General features: G+C 73.4%; 19 protein-coding genes. 7 read left to right on the top strand and 12 right to left on the bottom strand.

The window, feature by feature from the left end:
• The first annotated feature begins 92 nt into the window (after positions 1–92).
• Positions 93–653: a PPA1309 family protein gene (locus tag ABD330_RS02720; RefSeq protein ID WP_344460212.1), complete on the top strand. Its 561-nt coding sequence runs from the start codon at positions 93–95 to the stop codon at positions 651–653.
• A gap of 136 nt (positions 654–789) precedes the next feature.
• Here ABD330_RS02720 and ABD330_RS02715 read toward each other — a convergent pair whose 3' ends face one another.
• From ABD330_RS02715 to ABD330_RS02700, 4 genes are all read right to left on the bottom strand, one after another.
• On the bottom strand, positions 790–1,875 hold the full coding sequence (locus ABD330_RS02715) for a YlbL family protein (RefSeq protein WP_344460210.1): 1,086 nt from the start codon (positions 1,873–1,875) through the stop codon (positions 790–792).
• A gap of 42 nt (positions 1,876–1,917) precedes the next feature.
• Positions 1,918–2,118: a hypothetical protein gene (locus ABD330_RS02710; protein ID WP_344460208.1), complete on the bottom strand. Its 201-nt coding sequence runs from the start codon at positions 2,116–2,118 to the stop codon at positions 1,918–1,920.
• Between the two features lie 149 nt (positions 2,119–2,267).
• Positions 2,268–2,717, bottom strand: coding sequence for a molybdenum cofactor biosynthesis protein MoaE (locus ABD330_RS02705; protein WP_344460206.1), 450 nt, complete (start codon positions 2,715–2,717; stop codon positions 2,268–2,270).
• Between the two features lie 147 nt (positions 2,718–2,864).
• Positions 2,865–4,013, bottom strand: coding sequence for an NAD-dependent epimerase/dehydratase family protein (locus ABD330_RS02700; protein WP_425555416.1), 1,149 nt, complete (start codon positions 4,011–4,013; stop codon positions 2,865–2,867).
• A gap of 162 nt (positions 4,014–4,175) precedes the next feature.
• Between ABD330_RS02700 and ABD330_RS02695 the strand changes: the two genes are divergently transcribed.
• Positions 4,176–5,729 carry a zinc-dependent metalloprotease gene (locus ABD330_RS02695; protein ID WP_344460204.1) on the top strand — a complete coding sequence of 518 codons (1,554 nt, stop codon included), beginning with the start codon at positions 4,176–4,178 and terminating at the stop codon, positions 5,727–5,729.
• A complete protein-coding gene (locus ABD330_RS02690; RefSeq protein ID WP_344460202.1) occupies positions 5,726–6,310 on the top strand; it encodes an NUDIX hydrolase in 585 nt (194 codons plus the stop codon). The genes ABD330_RS02695 and ABD330_RS02690 overlap by 4 nt, the downstream gene beginning before the upstream one ends.
• A gap of 97 nt (positions 6,311–6,407) precedes the next feature.
• Here ABD330_RS02690 and ABD330_RS02685 read toward each other — a convergent pair whose 3' ends face one another.
• Entirely contained in the window at positions 6,408–6,965 is a 558-nt protein-coding gene (locus tag ABD330_RS02685; RefSeq protein WP_344460200.1) for a M48 metallopeptidase family protein, read from the bottom strand.
• A gap of 489 nt (positions 6,966–7,454) precedes the next feature.
• Here ABD330_RS02685 and ABD330_RS02680 point away from each other — a divergent pair, with 489 nt between their 5' ends.
• Together ABD330_RS02680 and ABD330_RS02675 are read left to right on the top strand one after the other, a co-directional pair.
• Positions 7,455–8,579 (top strand): ThiF family adenylyltransferase, encoded by a 1,125-nt coding sequence (locus ABD330_RS02680; protein ID WP_344460198.1) that lies wholly within the window; start codon positions 7,455–7,457, stop codon positions 8,577–8,579.
• Positions 8,580–8,736: 157 nt separating this feature from the next.
• Positions 8,737–10,086: an ABC1 kinase family protein gene (locus ABD330_RS02675; RefSeq protein ID WP_344460196.1), complete on the top strand. Its 1,350-nt coding sequence runs from the start codon at positions 8,737–8,739 to the stop codon at positions 10,084–10,086.
• Positions 10,087–10,249: 163 nt separating this feature from the next.
• On the opposite strand, the gene ABD330_RS32435 is transcribed toward ABD330_RS02675, so the two are convergent.
• The 4 genes from ABD330_RS32435 to ABD330_RS02655 all read right to left on the bottom strand — a co-directional run bounded on the left by ABD330_RS32435 (position 10,250) and on the right by ABD330_RS02655 (position 14,184).
• Positions 10,250–10,495, bottom strand: coding sequence for a hypothetical protein (locus ABD330_RS32435; RefSeq protein WP_425555432.1), 246 nt, complete (start codon positions 10,493–10,495; stop codon positions 10,250–10,252).
• Between the two features lie 149 nt (positions 10,496–10,644).
• Positions 10,645–10,962 carry a WhiB family transcriptional regulator gene (locus tag ABD330_RS02665; RefSeq protein WP_344460192.1) on the bottom strand — a complete coding sequence of 106 codons (318 nt, stop codon included), beginning with the start codon at positions 10,960–10,962 and terminating at the stop codon, positions 10,645–10,647.
• A gap of 211 nt (positions 10,963–11,173) precedes the next feature.
• Positions 11,174–11,668: a hypothetical protein gene (locus ABD330_RS02660; RefSeq protein WP_344460190.1), complete on the bottom strand. Its 495-nt coding sequence runs from the start codon at positions 11,666–11,668 to the stop codon at positions 11,174–11,176.
• Between the two features lie 251 nt (positions 11,669–11,919).
• A complete protein-coding gene (locus ABD330_RS02655) occupies positions 11,920–14,184 on the bottom strand; it encodes an ATP-dependent DNA helicase UvrD2 (protein WP_425555415.1) in 2,265 nt (754 codons plus the stop codon).
• Between the two features lie 228 nt (positions 14,185–14,412).
• Between ABD330_RS02655 and ABD330_RS02650 the strand changes: the two genes are divergently transcribed.
• Positions 14,413–14,670: a glutaredoxin domain-containing protein gene (locus tag ABD330_RS02650; protein ID WP_344460189.1), complete on the top strand. Its 258-nt coding sequence runs from the start codon at positions 14,413–14,415 to the stop codon at positions 14,668–14,670.
• A 44-nt stretch (positions 14,671–14,714) separates the two neighbouring features.
• On the opposite strand, the gene ABD330_RS02645 is transcribed toward ABD330_RS02650, so the two are convergent.
• Positions 14,715–15,596, bottom strand: a complete 882-nt coding sequence (locus tag ABD330_RS02645) for a GntR family transcriptional regulator (protein WP_344460187.1) — start codon at positions 15,594–15,596, stop codon at positions 14,715–14,717.
• Between the two features lie 270 nt (positions 15,597–15,866).
• Here ABD330_RS02645 and ABD330_RS02640 point away from each other — a divergent pair, with 270 nt between their 5' ends.
• Complete coding sequence (locus tag ABD330_RS02640; RefSeq protein ID WP_344460185.1) at positions 15,867–16,358, top strand: ATP-binding protein; 492 nt, start codon at positions 15,867–15,869, stop codon at positions 16,356–16,358.
• Positions 16,359–16,554: 196 nt separating this feature from the next.
• Here ABD330_RS02640 and nudC read toward each other — a convergent pair whose 3' ends face one another.
• Together nudC and ABD330_RS02630 are read right to left on the bottom strand one after the other, a co-directional pair.
• Complete coding sequence (nudC, locus tag ABD330_RS02635; protein WP_344460608.1) at positions 16,555–17,505, bottom strand: NAD(+) diphosphatase; 951 nt, start codon at positions 17,503–17,505, stop codon at positions 16,555–16,557.
• A 61-nt stretch (positions 17,506–17,566) separates the two neighbouring features.
• The gene (locus ABD330_RS02630; protein WP_344460184.1) at positions 17,567–18,967 is read right to left on the bottom strand and encodes a dipeptidase; all 1,401 of its coding nucleotides are present in this window, start codon (positions 18,965–18,967) and stop codon (positions 17,567–17,569) included.
• Between the last annotated feature and the right edge of the window lie 138 nt (positions 18,968–19,105).

Below are 19,105 nucleotides of genomic sequence, written 5' to 3'. Positions count from 1 at the left end.
TTTGGAGCGACTTCCGCGCGGCCATGGGCCTGTCCATCGGGCCCGGACGCCTTGCGTTACCGGCGCCGGGCGGTACATGTGAGGATTGGGACATGTCCGATGCACCGAACACCGCCACCGACGACGGCCTCCCCCCGGCCGCGACCCCGCTCACCCGGGCCGCCCTGGAGATCGACGAATACGCCTCCACCCTCGGCTGGGACCTCCCGGCCCGCCTGTTCGCCCTGGTCGACAGCGCCCAGCTGCGCCGCAGCGACCCCAAGCTCGCCAAGCAGCTCGGCCTGGCCGACGCCGAGGCCGGCCTGACCCCGGTCGAGCAGGACGAGCTGCCCGCGGGCATGGAGCTGGACAAGTTCCTCGGCACCATCGCCTGGCCGGCCGGGGTGGCCGGCTGCGCCCTGGTGGTCGAGCGTCTGATGCTGCCGCCGGGCGCCGAGCAGACCCGCCCGAAGAACGCGACCGAGGCCCAGCTCGCCGACTGGGTGGCCAACCACCCGGCCCGCGAGGAGGTCCGGATCACCGCCGCCGTCCTGCGCGACGGCAAGAAGGAGACCGCCCTGCGGCTCCGCTCCAAGGACATCGCCCGCGAGGTGCTGACCGGCCCCGACCTGGTCCCCGGCCTGACCGAGGCACTGCTCGCGACCTTCGCGTAGTCGCAGCGAGCCAGTTGCTCCCCCAGGGGCGCGGGGAACTGCGCGACCGAGGCACAACGTCCGTGCACGGTTGATCGCGCAGTTCCCCGCGCCCCTGCTGTGGTTACCCGGTTGCCTGCGTGAACCCAGTGCCCTGCTACTTGCTGTTGCAGGACGGCAGCGCAGCCGTCTGCCCCGCGCGGACCTCGGCGAGAGCCTTGAGCGCGCCGTCCAGCGTGTCCACCTTGATCAGGTGCAGGCCGCCCGGGGTGTTCTTCGAGGCTTCGGCGCAGTTGTCGGACGGGGTGAAGAAGTACTCGGCGCCCTTGTCCCTGGCGGCGATCAGCTTCATCGCGATGCCGCCGATCGGGCCGACCTTGCCGTCGTCGTCGATCGTGCCGGTGCCGGCGACGAACTTCCCGCCGGTGAGGTCGGTGGGCGTGAGCTTGTCGACGATGCCGAGCGAGAACATCAGGCCCGCGCTCGGGCCGCCGACGTCCTGCAGCCCGATGTCGATCTTGAACGGGTAGGTGTGGGTCACCTCGGGACCGATCCCGACGATCGTCCGGCCGGTGCCGTCGGCCGCCTTGGCGGTGGTGACCGGCACCTTGACCTCGTCCGCCGCCGCCGGGGTCGGGCTGTCCTTGCCGTGCGGGACGACGGTGAAGACCACGGTCTCGCCGGGCTTGTGCTTGGTCACCTGCTGGGCGACCTGGGCCTGGTTGCCGATCGGGGTGCCGTCCACCGCCACGATCTGGTCGCCGGCGTGCAGCTTGCCCTCGGACGGTCCGCCCGCCACCACCGAGCCGACCACCACCTCGGTGCCGATCGGGATGCCCAGCTCGGTGAGCGCGGCGGTCTTGGCGCTGTCCTCGGAGGAGGCGAACTCCTCGGCGTTCTGCTGCTGGGCCTGCTGGTCGGTCTGCCCCGGCGGGTACACGTTGTCGTGCGGGACGACCAGGACGTCGTCGCGCAGGTAGCCGACCACCTCCGAGACCAGACTCGGCTCGTACTTCGCCCCCGTCACCCGCACCGTGGTCATGTTCAGGTTCCCGGTGGTCGGGTAGGTCTGGTGGCCGGAGATGCTGATGACCGGGGTACCGCTGCTGTCCTGCGCCCCGAGCGTGTTGTACGTCGGGCCGGGGCTCATCTCGGTGTAGGGCACCTTCATCAGCACCGACACACAGAGCAGTGCTATCAGCGTCAGGGTGGCGGCGAGCATCGTCGCAGAGCGGCGTGGCATGGCTCGACAGTACGGGACGACGGTGCGGACGCGCCGCCCGGGCTACTGGCCGCCCCGCTCGCCGGTCGCCCCGGACGGTGCGGCGGAGGCCGTGCTCCGCTCCATCGCGGCCAGGAAGCGCTGGTGCTCGGCCAGCGAGGCCGGGTCGCCGGTGGCCCGCGGCGTGCGGGCCGCCCAGCCCGCCCAGAGGGTGGCCACCAGGGCGGCGGCGACAGGAATGATCAACCAGGCGAGCGCAGCCATGTCGGTACTCCCAGCTCGTCGTGTCTATGAGCAGATTAACCGCCCGGACAGAGAACGGTGGCGGCGCCATACGGGTTACGGCACGAGGATCTCACTCACCACTTGGGAGTATTCGTCGGACCGGCGTACCACCGGACGGGTGGGCCGGGTCAGCAGGAGCCGGCGCCGACCCACTCCTCCTCGCCGTCGGTGAAGATCTGGTGCTTCCAGATCGGCACCTCGTGCTTGAGGTCGTCGATGAGCCGGCGGGCGGCGGCGAACGCCTCGCCCCGGTGGGCGCAGGAGACCGCGACGATCACGGCCTTGTCGGTGATCTCCAGCCGGCCGATCCGGTGGACGGCCGCGAGCGCGCGGACCGGGAAGTCGGCACAGACCTTCTCGGCGACCCGGCGCATCTCCCGCTCGACCGTCGGATGGGCGCTGTACTCCAGCGCGGCTACCGTCTTGCCGCCGTCGTGGTCGCGCACCGTCCCGACGAAGACGGTGGTACCGCCGGCCGCGTCGTCACCGACCGCCTCGTACACCTCGTCCAGGGAGAGCGGGGTCTCGCGGACGGCGAGCAGGCGGATGGGGTCGTGGTTCTCGGACATGCTCCCCATGATTCCTCATCCTGGGCGGTTCGCAGCAAGAGGGTTCCGCATCACGATTTCGAGATTTCGCGATGCGGGATTCCCTGCGAGCCGGCTTCCCGGGATCGGGCCCGTGCCCCTGCCGGTGCCGGGCCGGGCGCCCGGGGGCCGAGCCGCTCAGATCCGCCGTCGTCTGCGGGCCCGGCGGACCAGGGCCGCCGTACCGACCAGCGCGACCGTCGCACCCGCCGCGCCGAGGCTAGTCGCCGCCTCCTTGCCGCCGAGCCGGCGCCCCGCCACCGCGTGCTTGCCCGAGACCTGCTCCAGCAGCTCGCCCAGCACCTGCTCGTTGCTGTAGGCCGGCCGCCAGCCCGCCTCGTGCAGCCGGCTGCCGGAGACCACCCACGGGTACATCGTGTAGGCGAGGTCCCCGGCCGGCGCCGGGGTCAGCCCGAGCCGGTGCAGCCGGGCCGCCGTGCCCAGGGCCAGCGCGGCCGGGAGCTCCATCCGGCGGATGCCGGACAGCGCCTCGACGTCCTCCTGCTCCAGCCAGCCGTCACAGCCGACCGTCAGCTCGCCCTCGACCAGGCCGAGCGCCGCGTACTCCAGCGCGGCGGCCAGGTCGTCCACGTGGCAGAACTGCCAGCACGGCCGGGACCCGGCCACCACCAGCAGCCGGGGCGCCTCGAAGTGCCTGGTCAGCACGGTGTCGACACCGGGTCCGACGACCACGGCCGGGCGCAGCACGGTGACCTGCAGACCCGGGTGGGCGCGCGGGGCCCGGTGGGCCAGCCGCTCGATCTCCAGCAGGTCGCCGACCAGCGACGCCTCCTCGGTGGCCCGGAGCTCGGCGTCCTCGGCGAGCGGCACCTCGTTGTCGGGGAGCGCGCCGTAGACCATCGCCGAGGTGCAGAGCACCACCCGGCCCACCCCGGCCGCCGCCGCGGCGGTCAGCACGGTCTGCGCGCCCCTGACGTTGTAGGCGCTCCTGGCGCGCGGGTCGGTCTCCATGCCGAGGTCCATCGCGAGGTGCACCACGACGTCGACCCCGGCCAGCCGTTCGGCCACCGCCGGGTCGCGGACGTCCAGGACGCGCCACTGGGCGCCGGGCACGTCACCGCGCCGGTCGTCCAGCGCCAGCACCCTCCGTACGGAGGGCGAGGCCACCAGGCGCGCGGCGACCCGCTCGCCGAGCACCCCGGCGGCGCCGGTCACGGCCACGGTCAGCGGCTTGCCGCCGTAGGCTGGAGACGGCGAACCCGCGGTAGCAGGGACGTCCTCTTCTCCGGTCTGCCCAGAGCGAACGTCCGAAGGCGGGGAACTCACCGGCCATCCTCCACGGTTAGCTTAAGTGCGTACGTACGAGTGTCACGTAAGCACCATCCTGCCCGAGGCGCGGGCCCTGCGGTGCACCCGGCGCGGGTCGGGTCACCGGACGACCGTCCGCCCACCGCCCCGGGCACGCACACCTCCCGCCACTCCACCCGCGTGACGGCCGACCAGATCGAGGACCCCGTGAGCGACGACCTCCCCTTCGGATTCGGCGTTCCGCCAGAGGAGCCCGAGGACAGCAAGGCCAAGCGCGACAAGGAGGGCAAGGGCTCGGAGCCCGAGCCCGGCGCCCCTACGCCGTTCGGCTTCGGCGGTGCCAACCCGTTCGGCGCGCTGTTCGGGATGGGCGGTCCCGGCGCACCCGGCGCCGGCGGCGCGGACAACCCGTTCGGCGCGATGCTGGGCGGGCTGAACCCGAACGACCTCGGCGCGGCGTTCCAGCAGCTCGGGCAGATGCTCTCCTTCGACGGCGGCCCGGTGAACTGGGAGCTGGCCAAGGACATCGCCCGGCAGACCGTGGTCGCCGAGCCCGCCGAGGGCAAGAGCAAGGACCGCTCGGTGAGCGCCACCGAGCGCTCCGCCGTGGCCGAGGCGATCCGGCTGGCCGACCTCTGGCTCGACTCGGTCACCGAGTTCCCCTCGGGGGCCAACACGGCCGTGGCGTGGAGCCGGGCCGAGTGGATCGAGGCCACCCTGCCGGTCTGGAAGGACCTGGTGGACCCGGTCGCCGAGCGGGTCGGCAACGCCATGGGCGGCGTGCTGCCCGAGGAGATGCAGGCCATGGCGGGCCCGCTGATGGGCGTCATGCGCTCGATGGGCGGCATGATGTTCGGCAACCAGATCGGCCAGGCGCTGGGCGCGCTCGCCGCCGAGGTGGTCGGTTCGACCGATGTCGGCCTGCCGCTCGCCCCGGCCGGCAAGGCCGCGCTGCTGCCGCAGAACGTCGCCGAGTTCGGCGAGGGCCTGAGCGTGCCCACGGACGAGGTCCGGCTCTACCTGGCCCTGCGCGAGGCCGCGCACCAGCGCCTCTTCGCCCATGTGCCGTGGCTGCGGACGCACCTGTTCGGCGCGGTCGAGGCGTACGCGCGCGGCATCAAGGTGGACACCACGCGGATGGAGGAGCTGGCCGGCCAGCTCGACCCGACCAACCCCGAGGCGCTCCAGGAGGCGCTCGCGGGCGGCCTGCTCCAGCCCGAGGACACCCCCGAGCAGAAGGCCGCGCTGGCCCGCCTGGAGACGGCGCTCGCGCTGGTCGAGGGCTGGGTGGACGCGGTGGTGCACGCGGCCGCCGAGCCGCACCTGCCACAGGCCGGCGCGCTCCGCGAGACCGTCCGCCGCCGCCGGGCCGCGGGCGGCCCCGCCGAGCAGACCTTCGCCACCCTGGTGGGCCTGGAGCTGCGCCCGCGCAGGCTCCGGGACGCCTCGCGGCTGTGGGCCCTGCTGGCCGACGCGCGCGGCGTCGACGGCCGGGACGCGCTCTGGGAGCACCCCGACATGCTGCCGACGGCGGCCGACCTGGACGACCCGGACGGCTTCGTGCACCGCGGCTCCGGCGAGGGGCTGGAGGGCGGCTTCGACTTCGACGCCCTCGACAAGCTGCTCGGCGAGGCGGCGGCCGGCGGCGCGGCAGCGGGCGGCGGGACCGCCGAGAACGACCGGACCACCGAGGACGGCAAGGGCGACAAGGGCGAGGACGACACCAAGGAATGACGATCGACATCACCACGGCCGGCCTGCACGCCGACGCCGTCCGCTCGCTGCGTGACTGGTCGGTGGCCGACGCCGACCAGGAGCAGCTGCGGCTCGACTACCTCGCCCACCTGGACGCCCACCCGGACGGCCTCTGGCGTTCCTGCCTGCCCGCCCACATCACCGCCAGCGCGGTCGTGGTCGACCCCTCGGCCGGGCGGGTGCTGCTGACGCTGCACCCCAAGGTCGGGATCTGGCTGCAGATGGGCGGCCACTGCGAGCCCGGCGACGGCACCCTCGCGGCGGCCGCGCTCCGGGAGGCGACCGAGGAGTCCGGCATCGCCGGCCTCGAACTGCTCACCGCCGACGGCCTGCCCACCCCGGTCAAGCTCGACCGGCACCGGGTCCGCTGCACCGGCAAGGACCAGCCGGAGAACACCCACCTCGACGTCCAGTACGTCGCGCTGGCCCCGGCCGGCGCCGAGGCGCTGATCAGCGAGGAGTCCCTGGACCTGCGCTGGTTCGCCTACGACCGCCTGCCCGAGCTGACGGACTCCTCCGTCCGCGAGCTGGTCACCCTGGCCCGGGGCCTCACCGGCTGACTCCGCAGGAGCACGAGGGCCCCGGGCGGAGCGGTCGACCGTGCGGGGCCCGGTGGCCGCTCCCGGCGGCCACGCTCCGCTCCGGCCGCCCCGCGGCTCACCCGCAGGGCTCGGCCGCGTCCTCCGCCGGCACGCCCCGGGCCCCCGGGATGTGCGGCAGCCGCGCCGCCGAGGCCACGCCCTCCAGGTACCCGCGCGCCCGCTCGGTGCGCGGGTACGCGTCCAGCAGCGCCCAGAACCGCGGCCCGTGGTCCGGGACGAGCAGGTGCGCCAGCTCGTGCAGCAGGACGTAGTCGATCACGTACTGGGGCATGCCCTGCAACCGGTGCGAGAGCCTGATGGTGCGCTCGCCCGGGGTGCAGGAGCCCCAACGCGAGTTCTGGTTGGTCACCCAGCGGACCTGGCGGGGCCTGGCCCGGCCGGACAGGTGGGCCTCGGACAGCTCGCGGGCCCTGGCGGCGAGGGCGTCGTCCCCCAGCACGCGGCGGCTCTCCTGGGCTGCCAGCCGGTCGAGCATCTGCGCCACCCAGCGCTGCTCCTCGGCGTGCGACATCCGGGCCGGGATCAGCACGACGGTGCGGTCGCCCTCCCGGTAGGCGGAGACCGTACGGCTGCGCCGGGCACTTCGCCGCACCTCCACCGCGGAACGGTCCAAGGGGGCCGGCCCGGCCGGCTCAGGCCCGGCCGGCTCAGGGGCCTGGCGCTCGGCCGCCGCGAACCGGGGTGCTGCGAAGTCGGGTGCTGCCGAGTCGGCTGCTGTGAACTCGGCTGCTGTGGACTCGGCTGCCGGGCTCTCCGGCTCCGGGGGCTCAGGGCGCGCTCGCGTGCGCGGCGTCGCGGCTCCCGGCCCGGAGGCTGCACGGGCACGCCGACGCGACACCGAAGGATGGGAGTCCCGTTCGGCTGCCATGCCACAGGACGTTACCCGGTACCCCTGACAGAAGTCCGCTGCCGTGGCCGAATTCTTTCCGCAGTGATCGTGAACGAAAGCACTGTCCACAGACCACCCGGGCCGATCGTCCGATCATGCCCCCGGCCCTGTGGACAGCCGCGCCCGCCGACCTGCGGGAATCGGGCATCCTTCGTTCACCTCGCACCGCGACCCCCGCACCGCGACCGAAGGACCCCGTCCGGAGGACCGCCCATGCGCCCGATGCTCAAACCCGCCCTCTCCCGCCTCTGGCGGGACCGCGACACCCTCCAGTTCGGCACCGTCCGCCACCACGCCCGGGTGGTCGAGGACGTCGGCCAGCCCGTCGCCTCCTTCCTGGACCTGGTGGACGGCACCCGGGAGCGGTCCGCCCTGCTGGAGGCCGGGGAGCGGCTGGGTCTCGGCGGCGGCCTGGCCGAGCAGCTGCTCGGCTCGCTGGAGGAGGGCGGGCTGCTGGACGACGCCGAGGCCGCCGCCGAGGCGCTGGCCCGCTACCCCCGGCCGCAGCAGGGGCTGCTCGCCCCCGACGCGGCCTCCCTGTCGCTGGTCCACCCCGCGCCGGGCGAGGCGCCCGCGGTGCTCCGGGCCCGCTCGCTGGCCCGGGTGGAGATCCGCGGGGCCGGGCGGGTGGGCACCGCGATCGGCGCGGTGCTCGCGGCCGGCGGCGTCGGCTCGGTCGGCCTGGTCGACCGGGGTCGGGTGTCCGCCCGGGACTGCTCGCCGGCGGGCTACCCGCCGACCGACATCGGCCGCCTGCGGAGCACCGCCGCCCGTGAGGCGGTGCACCGGGCCGCCGGGGCGGCGGCCGGCGAACGGCACCGCCGTACCCCGGGCGGTGAGCCGCCGCCGGCCCTGGTGGTCCTCGCCCCACGGGACGGCAGCGGCGCCTTCACCGGCACGGCGGCCGAGTCCCAGCAGCTGATGCGGGCCGGCGTGCCGCACCTGTACGTCGGTGTCCTGGAGCACCTGGGGATCGTCGGACCGCTGGTCCTGCCCGGCGCCTCGGCCTGCGGCAGCTGCGCCACCCTGGCCCGGCGGGACGAGGACGAGGCCTGGCCGAGGCTGCTGGCCCAGCTCACCGGCGACGGGCCCGGCCGCCCGCGCTCCGCCGCCTGCGACAGCGCGCTGGCCACCGCGGTGGCCGGTCTGGCCGCACTGCACGTCCAGCTCCACCTGGACGGCGGGCGGCCGCCCAGCGTGGACGGCTGGTGCGAGCTGTCCGCCGCCGACGGCATGGCCCGGCGGCTCCGGCTGCGCAGCCACCCCGACTGCGGCTGTCTGTGGCAGTCGGTGCCGCCGCAGGGCGCGGCCCGGACGGAGTCGACGCACCCCCGCTGACCCGCGCCCCCGGCCGGGCCCGCACGCCCCCGCGCACGCGGCCCGTCGGACTACCCGACGTATTCGGCGGAAGCGGCCGGATCAACGGGCACAATGGCGTAGTGACCACCGTCCCACGGCCTCCCGCGGCCGTCCGGACATCTGACTGGAGGCCCGGGTGAGCGATCTTCCGCGCAAGGCAGTGACCCGTACCGCACGGCTCGCCGCCCTGCCGCTCGGGATAGCCGGACGTGCGACGCTCGGCCTCGGCCGGCGGATCGGCGGGCGTTCTGCGGAGGTGGTCACCGCCGAGCTCCAGCAGGCCACCGCCGACCAGCTCTTCAAGGTGCTCGGCGAGCTCAAGGGCGGGGCGATGAAGTTCGGGCAGGTGCTGTCCGTCTTCGAGGCCGCGCTGCCGGAGGAGGTCGCCGGGCCCTACCGGGCCGCTCTGACGAAGCTCCAGGACGCCGCGCCCCCGATGCCCGCCGCCAAGGTGCACGCCGCGCTGGCCGAGCGGCTGGGCGAGGACTGGCGCGGGAAGTTCCGCAGCTTCGACGACCGCCCGGCCGCGGCCGCCTCGATCGGACAGGTGCACCGCGCCGTCTGGCACGACGGTCGCGCCGTCGCGGTCAAGGTGCAGTACCCGGGCGCGGGCGAGGCGCTGCTCTCCGACCTCAACCAGCTCAGCCGGGTCGCCTGGCTGCTCGGGCCGCTGATCCCCGGGCTGGACATCAAGCCGCTCATCTCGGAACTGCGGGACCGGGTCGCCGAGGAGCTGGACTACGAGCTGGAGGCGCAGGCCCAGCAGCGCCACGCCGAGGAGTTCGCCGACGATCCGGACATCACGGTGCCCGGCGTCGTCGCGCAGGCGGACCAGGTGCTGGTCACCGAGTGGCTGGACGGGACCCCGCTCGCCGAGGTGATCTCGGGCGGCACCCAGGAGGAACGCGACCGGGCGGGGCACCTGCTGGCCCGCTTCCTGTTCGCCGGCCCGTCCCGGACGGGCCTGCTGCACGCGGACCCGCACCCCGGGAACTTCCGGCTGATCAAGGACGACGGCCCCTCCTCGGGCTGGCGGCTCGGCGTGCTCGACTTCGGCACCGTCGACCGGCTGCCGGACGGCCTGCCGGCCCCGATCGGGAACGCGCTGCGGATGGCGCTGGCCGGGGACGCGGCCGGTGTGCTGGACATGCTGCGGGAGGAGGGCTTCGTCAAGCCCTCGATCTCGCTGGACCCGGCCGGCGTGCTCGACTACCTGCTGCCGATCATCGAGCCGGCCACCGTGGAGACCTTCCACTTCACCCGGTCGTGGATGCGTTCGCAGGCCGCCCGGATCGCCGACCCGCGCTCCCCCGCCTACAACCTCGGCAAGCAGCTGAACCTGCCGCCCGCGTACCTGCTGATCCACCGGGTCACCCTCAGCACCATCGGCGTGCTCTGTCAGCTGGGCGCGAACGCGCCCTTCCGGGCCGAAATGCTGGAGTGGCTGCCGGGCTTCGCCGAGCAGCCCGAGGCCGCCGGGAGCTGACGGCCGGGCACCCCGAGGCTCCGCCAGGAGATCTGGCAGCCGGGTGACCAAGAGGGGCGCGGGGAACCGCGCGAGATCGGAGGCAACGGCCTGTTGCCTCCCGACTCGCGCGGTTCCCCGCGCCCCTGTCTGTGGCTGGTGTCCGACGTAAGGGCGGAGCCTCTTACATCATGGCGAGGACGAGCGCCTTGCGGGCCCGCATCGAGGCGCGCTCGGCGCGCCTGCGCAGCCGGTCGGCCCGGGCGAGCCGGACGCCCATGCGTTCGTGCTCGGCCTCCTGGAGGCGTTCTTGCATATGGGCACGGGCCAGGTTTTCTTGCATGAGATGCATCTCGAGGGTCCTGTTCTGGATCTGGAGTTCGGCGGTCTGCTCGGCGCGGACGGTGGCATCGAAGGCGGCGGGGTTCATGTGGTGGTCCTGCTCGTGGTGCGTGGTCGGGAAGGGGTGGGCGAGTGCTGCGTCCGCCTTGGCGGCGGCGATACGGACGGAGTGGCGCAGGGTGCTGTCCAGTCCGGGCTGCTCTCCCCGGCGGACGGACGTGGCGTGGATCGCGGGGTTCACGCCATGACCTCGGTCTTGCGCGGACGGCCCCGGGGCCGCTTGCGGGCAACGACGACACCCTGGACGAAGAGCTCGCCGCCCCAGACGCCCCACGGCTCGCGCCGCTCCAGCGCACCGGCGAGACAGGCCTCCTTGACCGGGCAGGTGCCGCAGAGCGACTTCGCGTACTCGACGTCGGCCGGCGTCTCGGCGAAGAAGACCTCCGGGTCGAAGGCGCGGCACGGGATGGGAAGACCGAGGGCCTCGGCGTCGTTCACGGTGAGCTGCATAAGGGATACCTCCGGAGGGTCGGCCTGGTCGGCCTGGGTCGGCATGTCTGTCGGTACGGACGGGAGTGGCGGTGTGATGACCGTTGACACTTGGCGTTCCTCGTCTTCATCTCTGTGGTTCCGGTCCAGCGGACTGGTGGGGCTGGACCGGAGGCCCCGAAGGGCCAGGGTGGTCTGACGTACCGGACAAACAGAAGGGCCGCGGATCCCGGTGTACGGGTTCCGCGGCCCTGGAGGGTGCCGACCTGAGGCTGACTCAGGTTCGTTCTCTCCAGGGTTGAGGCCCGCGGTAGGCCCGAATCCGGACGGCCATGGCTCCCATAAAGGCGGCCTCGGCCTTGGCGATCTGCTGCTCGTCCTGCTTCTTGGCTTCTCCGGCACCGATGGCCTGCGCATAGTCGCCATGCTCGGCGGCTGCTGCTACTGCCTTCGGTGCCTGGATCGGTCGCTCGTTGCGCAGCTCGCGCCCGCCGCCGAACGTCGGCCAGTTGCCGGACAGACCTGCCTCGACGGATCCGGCACCAGTGTTGCCAAGGCCACTGACACCGAGGACGGCGGCAATGACGGAGACACCGGTGGTGTCGAGATCCTGACCATCGAGACCCAGACCGTTGTCGGCGAGGACGGCCGCGCCACGCAGGAGCGAGGCGGCGGACGTGATGCCGGCGGTGCCGAACGACGCGGAGGCGCACGAGGGCAGGGCGATAACGGTCTGGCCAGTCAGTTTGGTGATCATCGTCGTGGTTTCCACTGTCTTCGCCTCCTCTCGGCGTCTCGCGGTGCCCAGTTGCCCAGGCTCCGGTGTTCGGATATTCGGATGGTCAAGCAGATCGAGCAGGTCGTGCGGGTGGTACGGATGGTGCGCATGGGGAAGCTGCTTCAGGAGTGACCCCGTGCAGCTCGCGGCCTCGTCTCCTTGACCGCTCCGGCAGGCTATTGCGCTCCATGCACGGCGCGCAAACTATTTTTCCGGCGAGTTTCGAGGAGATCCTCAGGAACCGCTCAAGCCGGCTCGTCGGTGTCCCACTGAGCCTCCCCCGGCCCGTCCCCCGGGAGGTCGGCCACGGACTCGTCCGCCGGAGTCCTCCCACCGCACAACGAGAGCACGTCGGCACCGTACTTGTCCAGCTTCATCGCACCGACGCCCGAGATCACGGCCAGTTCGCGCTCGTTCTTGGGCACGTCCTCGGCGATCGCCATCAGGGTCGCGTCGGTGAAGACCACGTAGGCCGGGAGGCCCTGCTTCTTCGCCTGCTCGGCCCGCCACTCGCGCAGCCGCTCGAACAGCGCCTCGTCCATCGAGGACGGGCAGCTCTCGCAGCGGCGCAGCTTGCGCTCGACCGCCTCGGTGAGCGTCTTGTCGCAGACCCGGCACTTGACCGGGCCGCGCACCTTGCGCGCCGCCGAGCGCTCCGCGCCGGACTCCACGCCCCCGCGGCCGCCCCGCGAGCGCGGGCCGGCGGAGCCGGAGCCGGGGCGCAGCCCGTCCAGGAAGCGGGTGGGCTTCCTGGTGCCCCGGCCGCCCGGGGAGCGGGAGAGCGACCAGGAGAGCGAGAGGTGCACCCGGGCCCGGGTGACGCCGACGTAGAGCAGCCGGCGCTCCTCCTCGACCTGCTCGTCGGTCTTGGCGTAGATGATCGGCAGCGTGCCCTCGGTCAGCCCGACCAGGAACACCGCGTCCCACTCCAGGCCCTTGGCCGCGTGCAGCGAGGCCAGCGTGACGCCCTCGACGGCGGGGGCGTGCTGGGCGGCGGCGCGCGCGTCCAGCTCGCCGACGTACGCCGGGAGGTCGGCGGGCTCGCCGGCCGCCGTCCGGGCCGCCTCGAACTGCTCGGAGAGCCGGACCAGCGCCTCCAGCGACTGCCAGCGCTCGCGGACCGTGCCGGAGCCGGCCGGCGGCTCCGGCGTGAAGCCCCGGCTGGCCAGCACCGCGCGGACCTGACCGGCCAGGTCGGGTGCGTCGGCGGCGAGCGGGTCGGAGCCGGCCCGGGCGGCGCCCCGGAGCAGCATCACCGCGTCCCGCACCTCGGAGCGCTCGAAGAACCGCTCGGCGCCCTTGAGCTGGTACGAGATGCCGAGGTCGGCGAGCGCCTGCTCGTAGACCTCGGACTGGCCGTTGGTGCGGAACAGCACCGCGATCTCGCTGGCCCGGACGCCCTGGGCGAGCAGGTCCCGGATCCGGTGCGCGGTGGTCTCGGCCTCGGTCGGCTCGTCGGCGTACTCGGCGTAGACCGGCTCGGGACCGGACTCGCGCTGCGAGACCAGCTCCAGCCGGTGCTGGGCGGCCTGGCCGTGCGCCTTGGCGAGCAGGCCGTTGGCCAGGTGCACCACCTGCGGGGTGGAGCGGTAGTCGCGGACCAGCTTCACCACCGTCGCCTCGGGGTGGCGGGTGCGGAAGTTCAGCAGGTAGTCGGGGGTGGCGCCGGTGAAGGAGTAGATGGTCTGGCTGGCGTCGCCGACCACGCAGAGGCTGGCGCCGCCGCCCGTCCACTGGTCCAGCAGGCGCTGCTGGAGCGGGGAGACGTCCTGGTACTCGTCCACGGTGAAGTGCCGGTACTGGGCGCGGACCCGGTCGGCGATCTCCGGGCGGTCCTCCAGGATGGCCGCGGTGAGCAGCAGCACGTCCTCGAAGTCGATCACCCCACGGTCGCGCTTGGTCTGCTCGTACGTCGCGTACACCCGGGCGATCTCGGCCGGGTCGCGCGGGGCGTCGCGGCCGGTCTTGACCACGGCGGCCGGGTAGTCGTCCGGCACGATCTGGGTGACCTTGGCCCACTCGATCTCGGCGGTGAGGTCGCGCAGCTCGGTGCGCTGGACGCGCAGCCCGCTGCGGCCGGCCGCCTCGGCGACCAGCTGCACCTTGCGCTCCAGCAGCCGGGGCACCTCGCCGCCGATGGCGCGCGGCCAGAAGTACTGGAGCTGGCGCAGCGCGGCCGCGTGGAAGGTCCGGGCCTGGACGCCCTCGGCGCCGAGCTCGCGCAGCCGGCCGCGCATCTCGCCGGCGGCGCGGGCCGTGAACGTCACGGCGAGCACCTGCTGCGGCTGGTAGACGCCACTGCGCACGCCGTACGCGATCCGGTGGGTGATGGCGCGGGTCTTGCCCGTCCCGGCGCCCGCGAGGACGCACACCGGCCCGTGCAGGGCGGTGGCGACGGCCCGCTGCTCGGGGTCGAGGCCGGCCAGCACGGCGTCGGCGCCGATCGGCGCGGGACCGGCGGAGATGTCGTACGGGCCGCGGTCGAAACCGGCCGGAAGCTCTTCCTGCATGCGGACCATCCTCTCAGTCCGCCGGGTCGGGTCACCCGGTACCGGGATCCTGCCAGGGGCGGCAGCGGTTCTGCCGGGAGTTCTCCACAGGTCCGGCATGATCAGCGGACAATCTCCACGCGGACCGGCGCGCGTCATCCGCCGCACGCCCGGCGCACGCGGAATGTCCGACGCACGCGGGACGTTCTCGACTCCGACCGTACGCCCCTCCCGAAGGAGACCACCGCGATGTCCGGCAGCGTGACGATGTACAGCACGACCTGGTGCGGGTACTGCAACCGGCTCAAGAGCCAGATGGACCGCGCAGAGATCGGCTACACGGTGATCAACATCGAGGAGGACCCGGCGTCGGCGTCCTTCGTCGAGTCGGTGAACAACGGCAACCAGGTGGTGCCGACCGTGATCGTCGAGCCCGTCGGCGGCGGCGAGCGGGTCGTGATGACCAACCCGAGCCTGAAGCAGGTGCAGACCGCGCTGGCGGGCTGACCCGGCCGCGCCCCCGCCCGGAGCGCGCACGGTGGCCCCGGACCTCACCGGTCCGGGGCCACCCGGCCGTCCGGCCCCGCGCCGTCCGGCCCCGGCCCGGCCGGCGCCTGCCCAGCCGGCTCCTGCCCGGCCGCCGCCGGATTGCGGGCGCCCAGCTCGCCGAGGCCGTACACCAGCCGGCAGCGGTCCGCCGAGTAGCGGGTCTCGATCACCCGCACCGGCCCGCGCCGGTCGTAGGTGACCCGGGTCTGGACCAGCAGCGGCACCCCCGGGCCGCCCTGGAACCAGGCCGACTCCTCCGGCCCCGGCATCCGGGAGACCAGGTGGTCGACCCCGCCGATCTCCGTCCGGCCGAGCGCCGACAGCACCGTCTCGTCGCCGCCGGGCACCTGGTCGGGCTCCATCAGCGGAGTGCCCGCCGCCAGGCCGGCCCGGTAGTGGCTCTCCTCGATCGAGTAGGGCTCGCGGTCGATCAGCCGCAGCTGGCGGCGGACCACCACCGCCTCGCCCGGACGCAGCCCGAGCCGTTCGGCGATGTCCGTCCGGGCCCGCACGATGAGCATCTCGAAGTCGACCGTCAACTCGCGGCCCGCCGCGCAGGCCTCTTTCGTGTACACCTCGGCCGGCTCGGCCAGGCAGTCCCGCTGGCCGGGGACGAAGGCGGGCCCGTAGGCGCGGTGATCCAGCACGGGGTGGTCCTTGAGGTAGGTGCCCTTGCCCTGGAGACGGACCAGCCGACCCTCGTTGACCAGCACGTCCACCGCCAGCCGGACGGTGTTCCGGGCCACGCCGTAGTGCTGTTCGAGCTCGGTCTCGACCGGCAGCGGGACGTCGCCGCGCCACTCGCCGGCTGCGATGCGGCGGCGCAGGTCGGCGGCCAGCCGCTGGTACTTGGGGGATTGGGCACTGCCCCGGGGGATTGTCACCCGAGTGAATGTAGCGACGGGGCTTGCGTGATTTCAGCGAAACCGGCCAATATCGGCCGGGACAGGGGATTTCACGATTGGTCCCACCCGGCTCGATCAAGCTCGCTACGATCACTCCCGGGCGCACTTCGAGCCGACCGCACGCCAGGTCGGCCGATGTCGGTCCGACGCAGGACAGCACGATTGCCCGACAGCTCGATTGCGGCCGTCCGGCGACACCGTCGCCGAATCGGGCGGCGCATTCCATCCAGCACTCCCGGGGGCGGATCCATGCCCGTAACCAGAGCGGCGCGCCAGTTCAACGCGCGGCAGACCGAGAAGCAGCGCACCGCCCCCGCCGGGGCCGAGCGCCGACCCGGCCGGACTCTCGAAGCGGCCGAACACGGCGCGTGGTCAGCCACCGCCACCTTCCCACCGCAACCGTGCAATGTCGCCCGGGCGCGTCGGCTGACCCGGACGGCACTGGCCGCCTGGGGTGCCGAGCGGCTCGCCGACAGCGCCGAACTCCTGGTGTCCGAGCTGGTCACCAACTCCCTCCGGTACGGGCACGGGGCGATCTCGATCACCCTGGCGCTCACCGACACCGCCCTGCAGATCTCGGTGGCGGACTTCGGCCGCGGCCTGCCGCAGGCCCGCGACGCCGCCGAGGACGACTCGCACGGGCGGGGCCTGGCGATCGTCACGGCCCTGTGCGAGGACTGGACGGTGACCACCCGGCTGACCGGGAAGACCGTCAGCTGCTGGCTCGAACTGAATCCGTGACGACGGCGGAGGACGGAGGCGGTCGGCGGAGAAGCGAAGAGCGGCGAATCGCGGAACGGATCCGGAGAAGATCCGGGGAAGGTCAGCACGAAGGCCCGGAGAAGGCCCGTCGATAAAAAGGGGGCGTGCGGTGAAATCCGCACGCCCCCTTTTATGCGCCTGCGCTCCTATGTGCGTTCGCGCATTCGGAAATCCGCTACCAGCGGGCCGCCGGCGGCAGCGGTTCGCCGTACCAGAGTTCGACCAGATGACGTGCGATCGAAATTCCGGACGGCGGCAGGATCTCCCCCGCCGCCATTCCGGCCCGCAGCTCCTCGCGGGAGATCCAGCGCGCCTCGGCCAGCTCCTCGCCGTCCACCGTGATCGCGGTCCCGGCCGGGTCGGCCGTCCCCATGAAGCCCAGCATCAGGCTGGACGGGAAGGGCCAGGGCTGGCTGGCCACGTACCCGACGTCCGCGACCCGGACCCCGGCCTCCTCGAAGACCTCCCGGGCCACCGCCTGCTCCAGCGACTCCCCCGGCTCGACGAAGCCGGCGAGGGTGGACCAGCGGCCCTCCGGCCAGATCGCCTGCCGGCCCAGCAGGCAGCGGTCCTGCTCGTCGGTGATCAGCATGATCACCGCCGGATCGGTCCTCGGGTAGTGCTCGGCCGCGCAGGAGGTGCAGCGGCGGACGTGCCCGGCCCCGGCCTTCTCGGTCGGGTGCCCGCAGCGGGAGCAGAAGCTGTGCAGCCGGTGCCAGTGCTCCAGTGCCACGGCGTGCACCAGCAGCCCGGCGTCGCGGTCGGAGAGCATCGCCCCCACCTCGCGCAGCCCGGCCGGTCGCGCGTCCCCGTCCAAGCGGCCCGGCAGGCTCTCGCCGGCCAGCGCGAAGTACGAGGTGCCGTCCTCGTCGGTGCCGAGGAAGTAGCGGTCCCCCGTCTCGGGCGCCTCGAAGGAGGGCAGCAGCACCAGTTCGGTGCCCCGCTCGGTGTCGACCACGAAGGCCTCACCGCCGGAGATCGGCAGCACCCGGGTGTTCGGGTGGCTCCAGGCCGCGGCCAGCCACGGTTCGTCGAACCGGTGCTGCGCGGCGCGCTCCACCCCGGCCCGGGCCAGTGCGAGGTGCCTCGCGCCCCTGCTCCGCACGCTGTCCTCGATGTCGGGCACAGTACTCAACTCGGTTCCCCGTTCCGGTAGTCGTCAGCCCAGTGGTACTCGTCGGCGCGGCTCACGCCTGGCGCCAGTTCTCGGCCAGGTCGGCCCACAGATAGGCGGCGGTCTCCACACCCTTGGCGAGCAGGTCCAGCTCGACCTTCTCGTTGACGGAGTGCCAGCCGTCGGAGGGCACCGAGATGCCCAGGAAGAGGACCGGCGCGCCCAGCACGTCCTGGAGGTCGGCGGCGGGCCCCGAACCACCCTCACGAGTGAAGAGGATCTTCTGCTCGAAGGCCCGTCCCATCGCCCGCACGGTGGACTGCAGCGCCGGGTGGTCCAGCGGCGTCAGGCAGGGCCGGGTGGCGCCGGGGAAGACCAGCTCGTACCGGATGCCCGCCGGCACCCGGGTCGCGACCCACTCCCGGACGGCCTCCCGGACCTTCTCGAACTCCTGGCCCGCGACCAACCGGAAGGAGAGCTTGAGGTGCGCCTCGGCCGGGACGATGGTCTTGCCGCCGGGGCCGGTGTAGCCGCCCCAGATGCCGTTGACCTCGGCCGTCGGGCGGGCCCAGACGCGCTCCAGGGTGCTGTACCCGGCCTCGCCCTGGGTCCCGTACGACTTCGCGACCCGCAGCCACTGCGCCTCGTCGAAGGGCAGCTCGGCGAAGAGCTCGCGCTCCCGGTCGGTCAGCTCGACGATGCCGTCGTAGAAGCCCGGGATCGCCACCCGGCGGTCCTCGTCGTGCAGCGCGGCCGCCAGCCCGGCCGCCACGGCGGCGGGGTTGGGGACGGCGCCGCCGAAGGAGCCCGAGTGGATGTCGGTGTCCGGGCCGGTGAAGTCGATCTGGGCGTCCATCAGGCCGCGCATGCCGGTGCAGACGGTCGGCGTGGTCTCGGACCACATGCCGGTGTCGGAGATGATCACGACGTCGGCGGCCAGCCGCTCGGCCTCCCGGCGGACGAGGGCGCCGAAGTTCGGCGAGCCGGACTCCTCCTCGCCCTCGACCAGCAGCTTGAGGTTGACGGCGGGAGCGGTACGGCCGGTGGCGGCCAAGTGGGCCCGCAGGCCCAGGGTGTGGAAGAAGACCTGGCCCTTGTCGTCGGCCGCGCCGCGGGCGAACAGCTGCCTGCCGATCACCGTCGGCTCGAACGGGTCGGTCGCCCAGCCGTCCTCCCGGGCGGCCGGCTGCACGTCGTGGTGCCCGTACACCAGCACGGTCGGCGCGGACGCGTCCCCGGACGGCCACTCGGCGAAGACCGCGGGCAGGCCGTCCGTCTCCCACACCTCGGCCACCGGGAAGCCGGTCTCGGCCAGCTTCGCGGCCAGCCACTCGGCGGAGCGGCGGACCTCGCCGGCCTGCGCGGGGTCGGCCGAGACCGACGGGATGCGCAGCCAGTCGGCGAGGTCCTGGAGGAAGCCGGGCTGGTGCTGGTCGATGTAGGAGCGGACGGCGCTGTCCGGGGTTTTCGTCATACGGGCGACTTTAGTTCGCCCGTGTGGGTCCGCGCCCGTGCCCTCCGGGATGTGATCGGTAACCTCTGTCACCTGCCGGGCCGGCCCGGGGGCGCGGGGGCCGCGCGAGCGGAGGGTGCGGCGCCGCCGCTCCCGATC

This window comes from Kitasatospora kazusensis (genome assembly GCF_039529945.1).
GTDB classification, from domain to species: Bacteria; Actinomycetota; Actinomycetes; order Streptomycetales; family Streptomycetaceae; genus Kitasatospora; species Kitasatospora kazusensis.
Note: the sequence above shows the minus strand (reverse complement) of the source record. Positions and strands in the feature narration are given on the sequence as shown.

Bases quoted from the DNA above. Each gene is read 5' to 3' on its own strand.
- ABD330_RS02720 (WP_344460212.1), top strand. From the start codon at position 93: ATGTCCGATGCACCGAACACCGCCACCGACGACGGCCTCCCCCCGGCC.
- ABD330_RS02715 (WP_344460210.1), bottom strand. From the start codon at position 1,875: ATGCCACGCCGCTCTGCGACGATGCTCGCCGCCACCCTGACGCTGATA.
- ABD330_RS02710 (WP_344460208.1), bottom strand. From the start codon at position 2,118: ATGGCTGCGCTCGCCTGGTTGATCATTCCTGTCGCCGCCGCCCTGGTG.
- ABD330_RS02705 (WP_344460206.1), bottom strand. From the start codon at position 2,717: ATGGGGAGCATGTCCGAGAACCACGACCCCATCCGCCTGCTCGCCGTC.
- ABD330_RS02690 (WP_344460202.1), top strand. From the start codon at position 5,726: ATGACGATCGACATCACCACGGCCGGCCTGCACGCCGACGCCGTCCGC.
- ABD330_RS02680 (WP_344460198.1), top strand. From the start codon at position 7,455: ATGCGCCCGATGCTCAAACCCGCCCTCTCCCGCCTCTGGCGGGACCGC.
- ABD330_RS32435 (WP_425555432.1), bottom strand. From the start codon at position 10,495: ATGAACCCCGCCGCCTTCGATGCCACCGTCCGCGCCGAGCAGACCGCC.
- ABD330_RS02665 (WP_344460192.1), bottom strand. From the start codon at position 10,962: ATGCCGACCCAGGCCGACCAGGCCGACCCTCCGGAGGTATCCCTTATG.
- ABD330_RS02655 (WP_425555415.1), bottom strand. From the start codon at position 14,184: ATGCAGGAAGAGCTTCCGGCCGGTTTCGACCGCGGCCCGTACGACATC.
- ABD330_RS02650 (WP_344460189.1), top strand. From the start codon at position 14,413: ATGTCCGGCAGCGTGACGATGTACAGCACGACCTGGTGCGGGTACTGC.
- ABD330_RS02640 (WP_344460185.1), top strand. From the start codon at position 15,867: ATGCCCGTAACCAGAGCGGCGCGCCAGTTCAACGCGCGGCAGACCGAG.
- ABD330_RS02630 (WP_344460184.1), bottom strand. From the start codon at position 18,967: ATGACGAAAACCCCGGACAGCGCCGTCCGCTCCTACATCGACCAGCAC.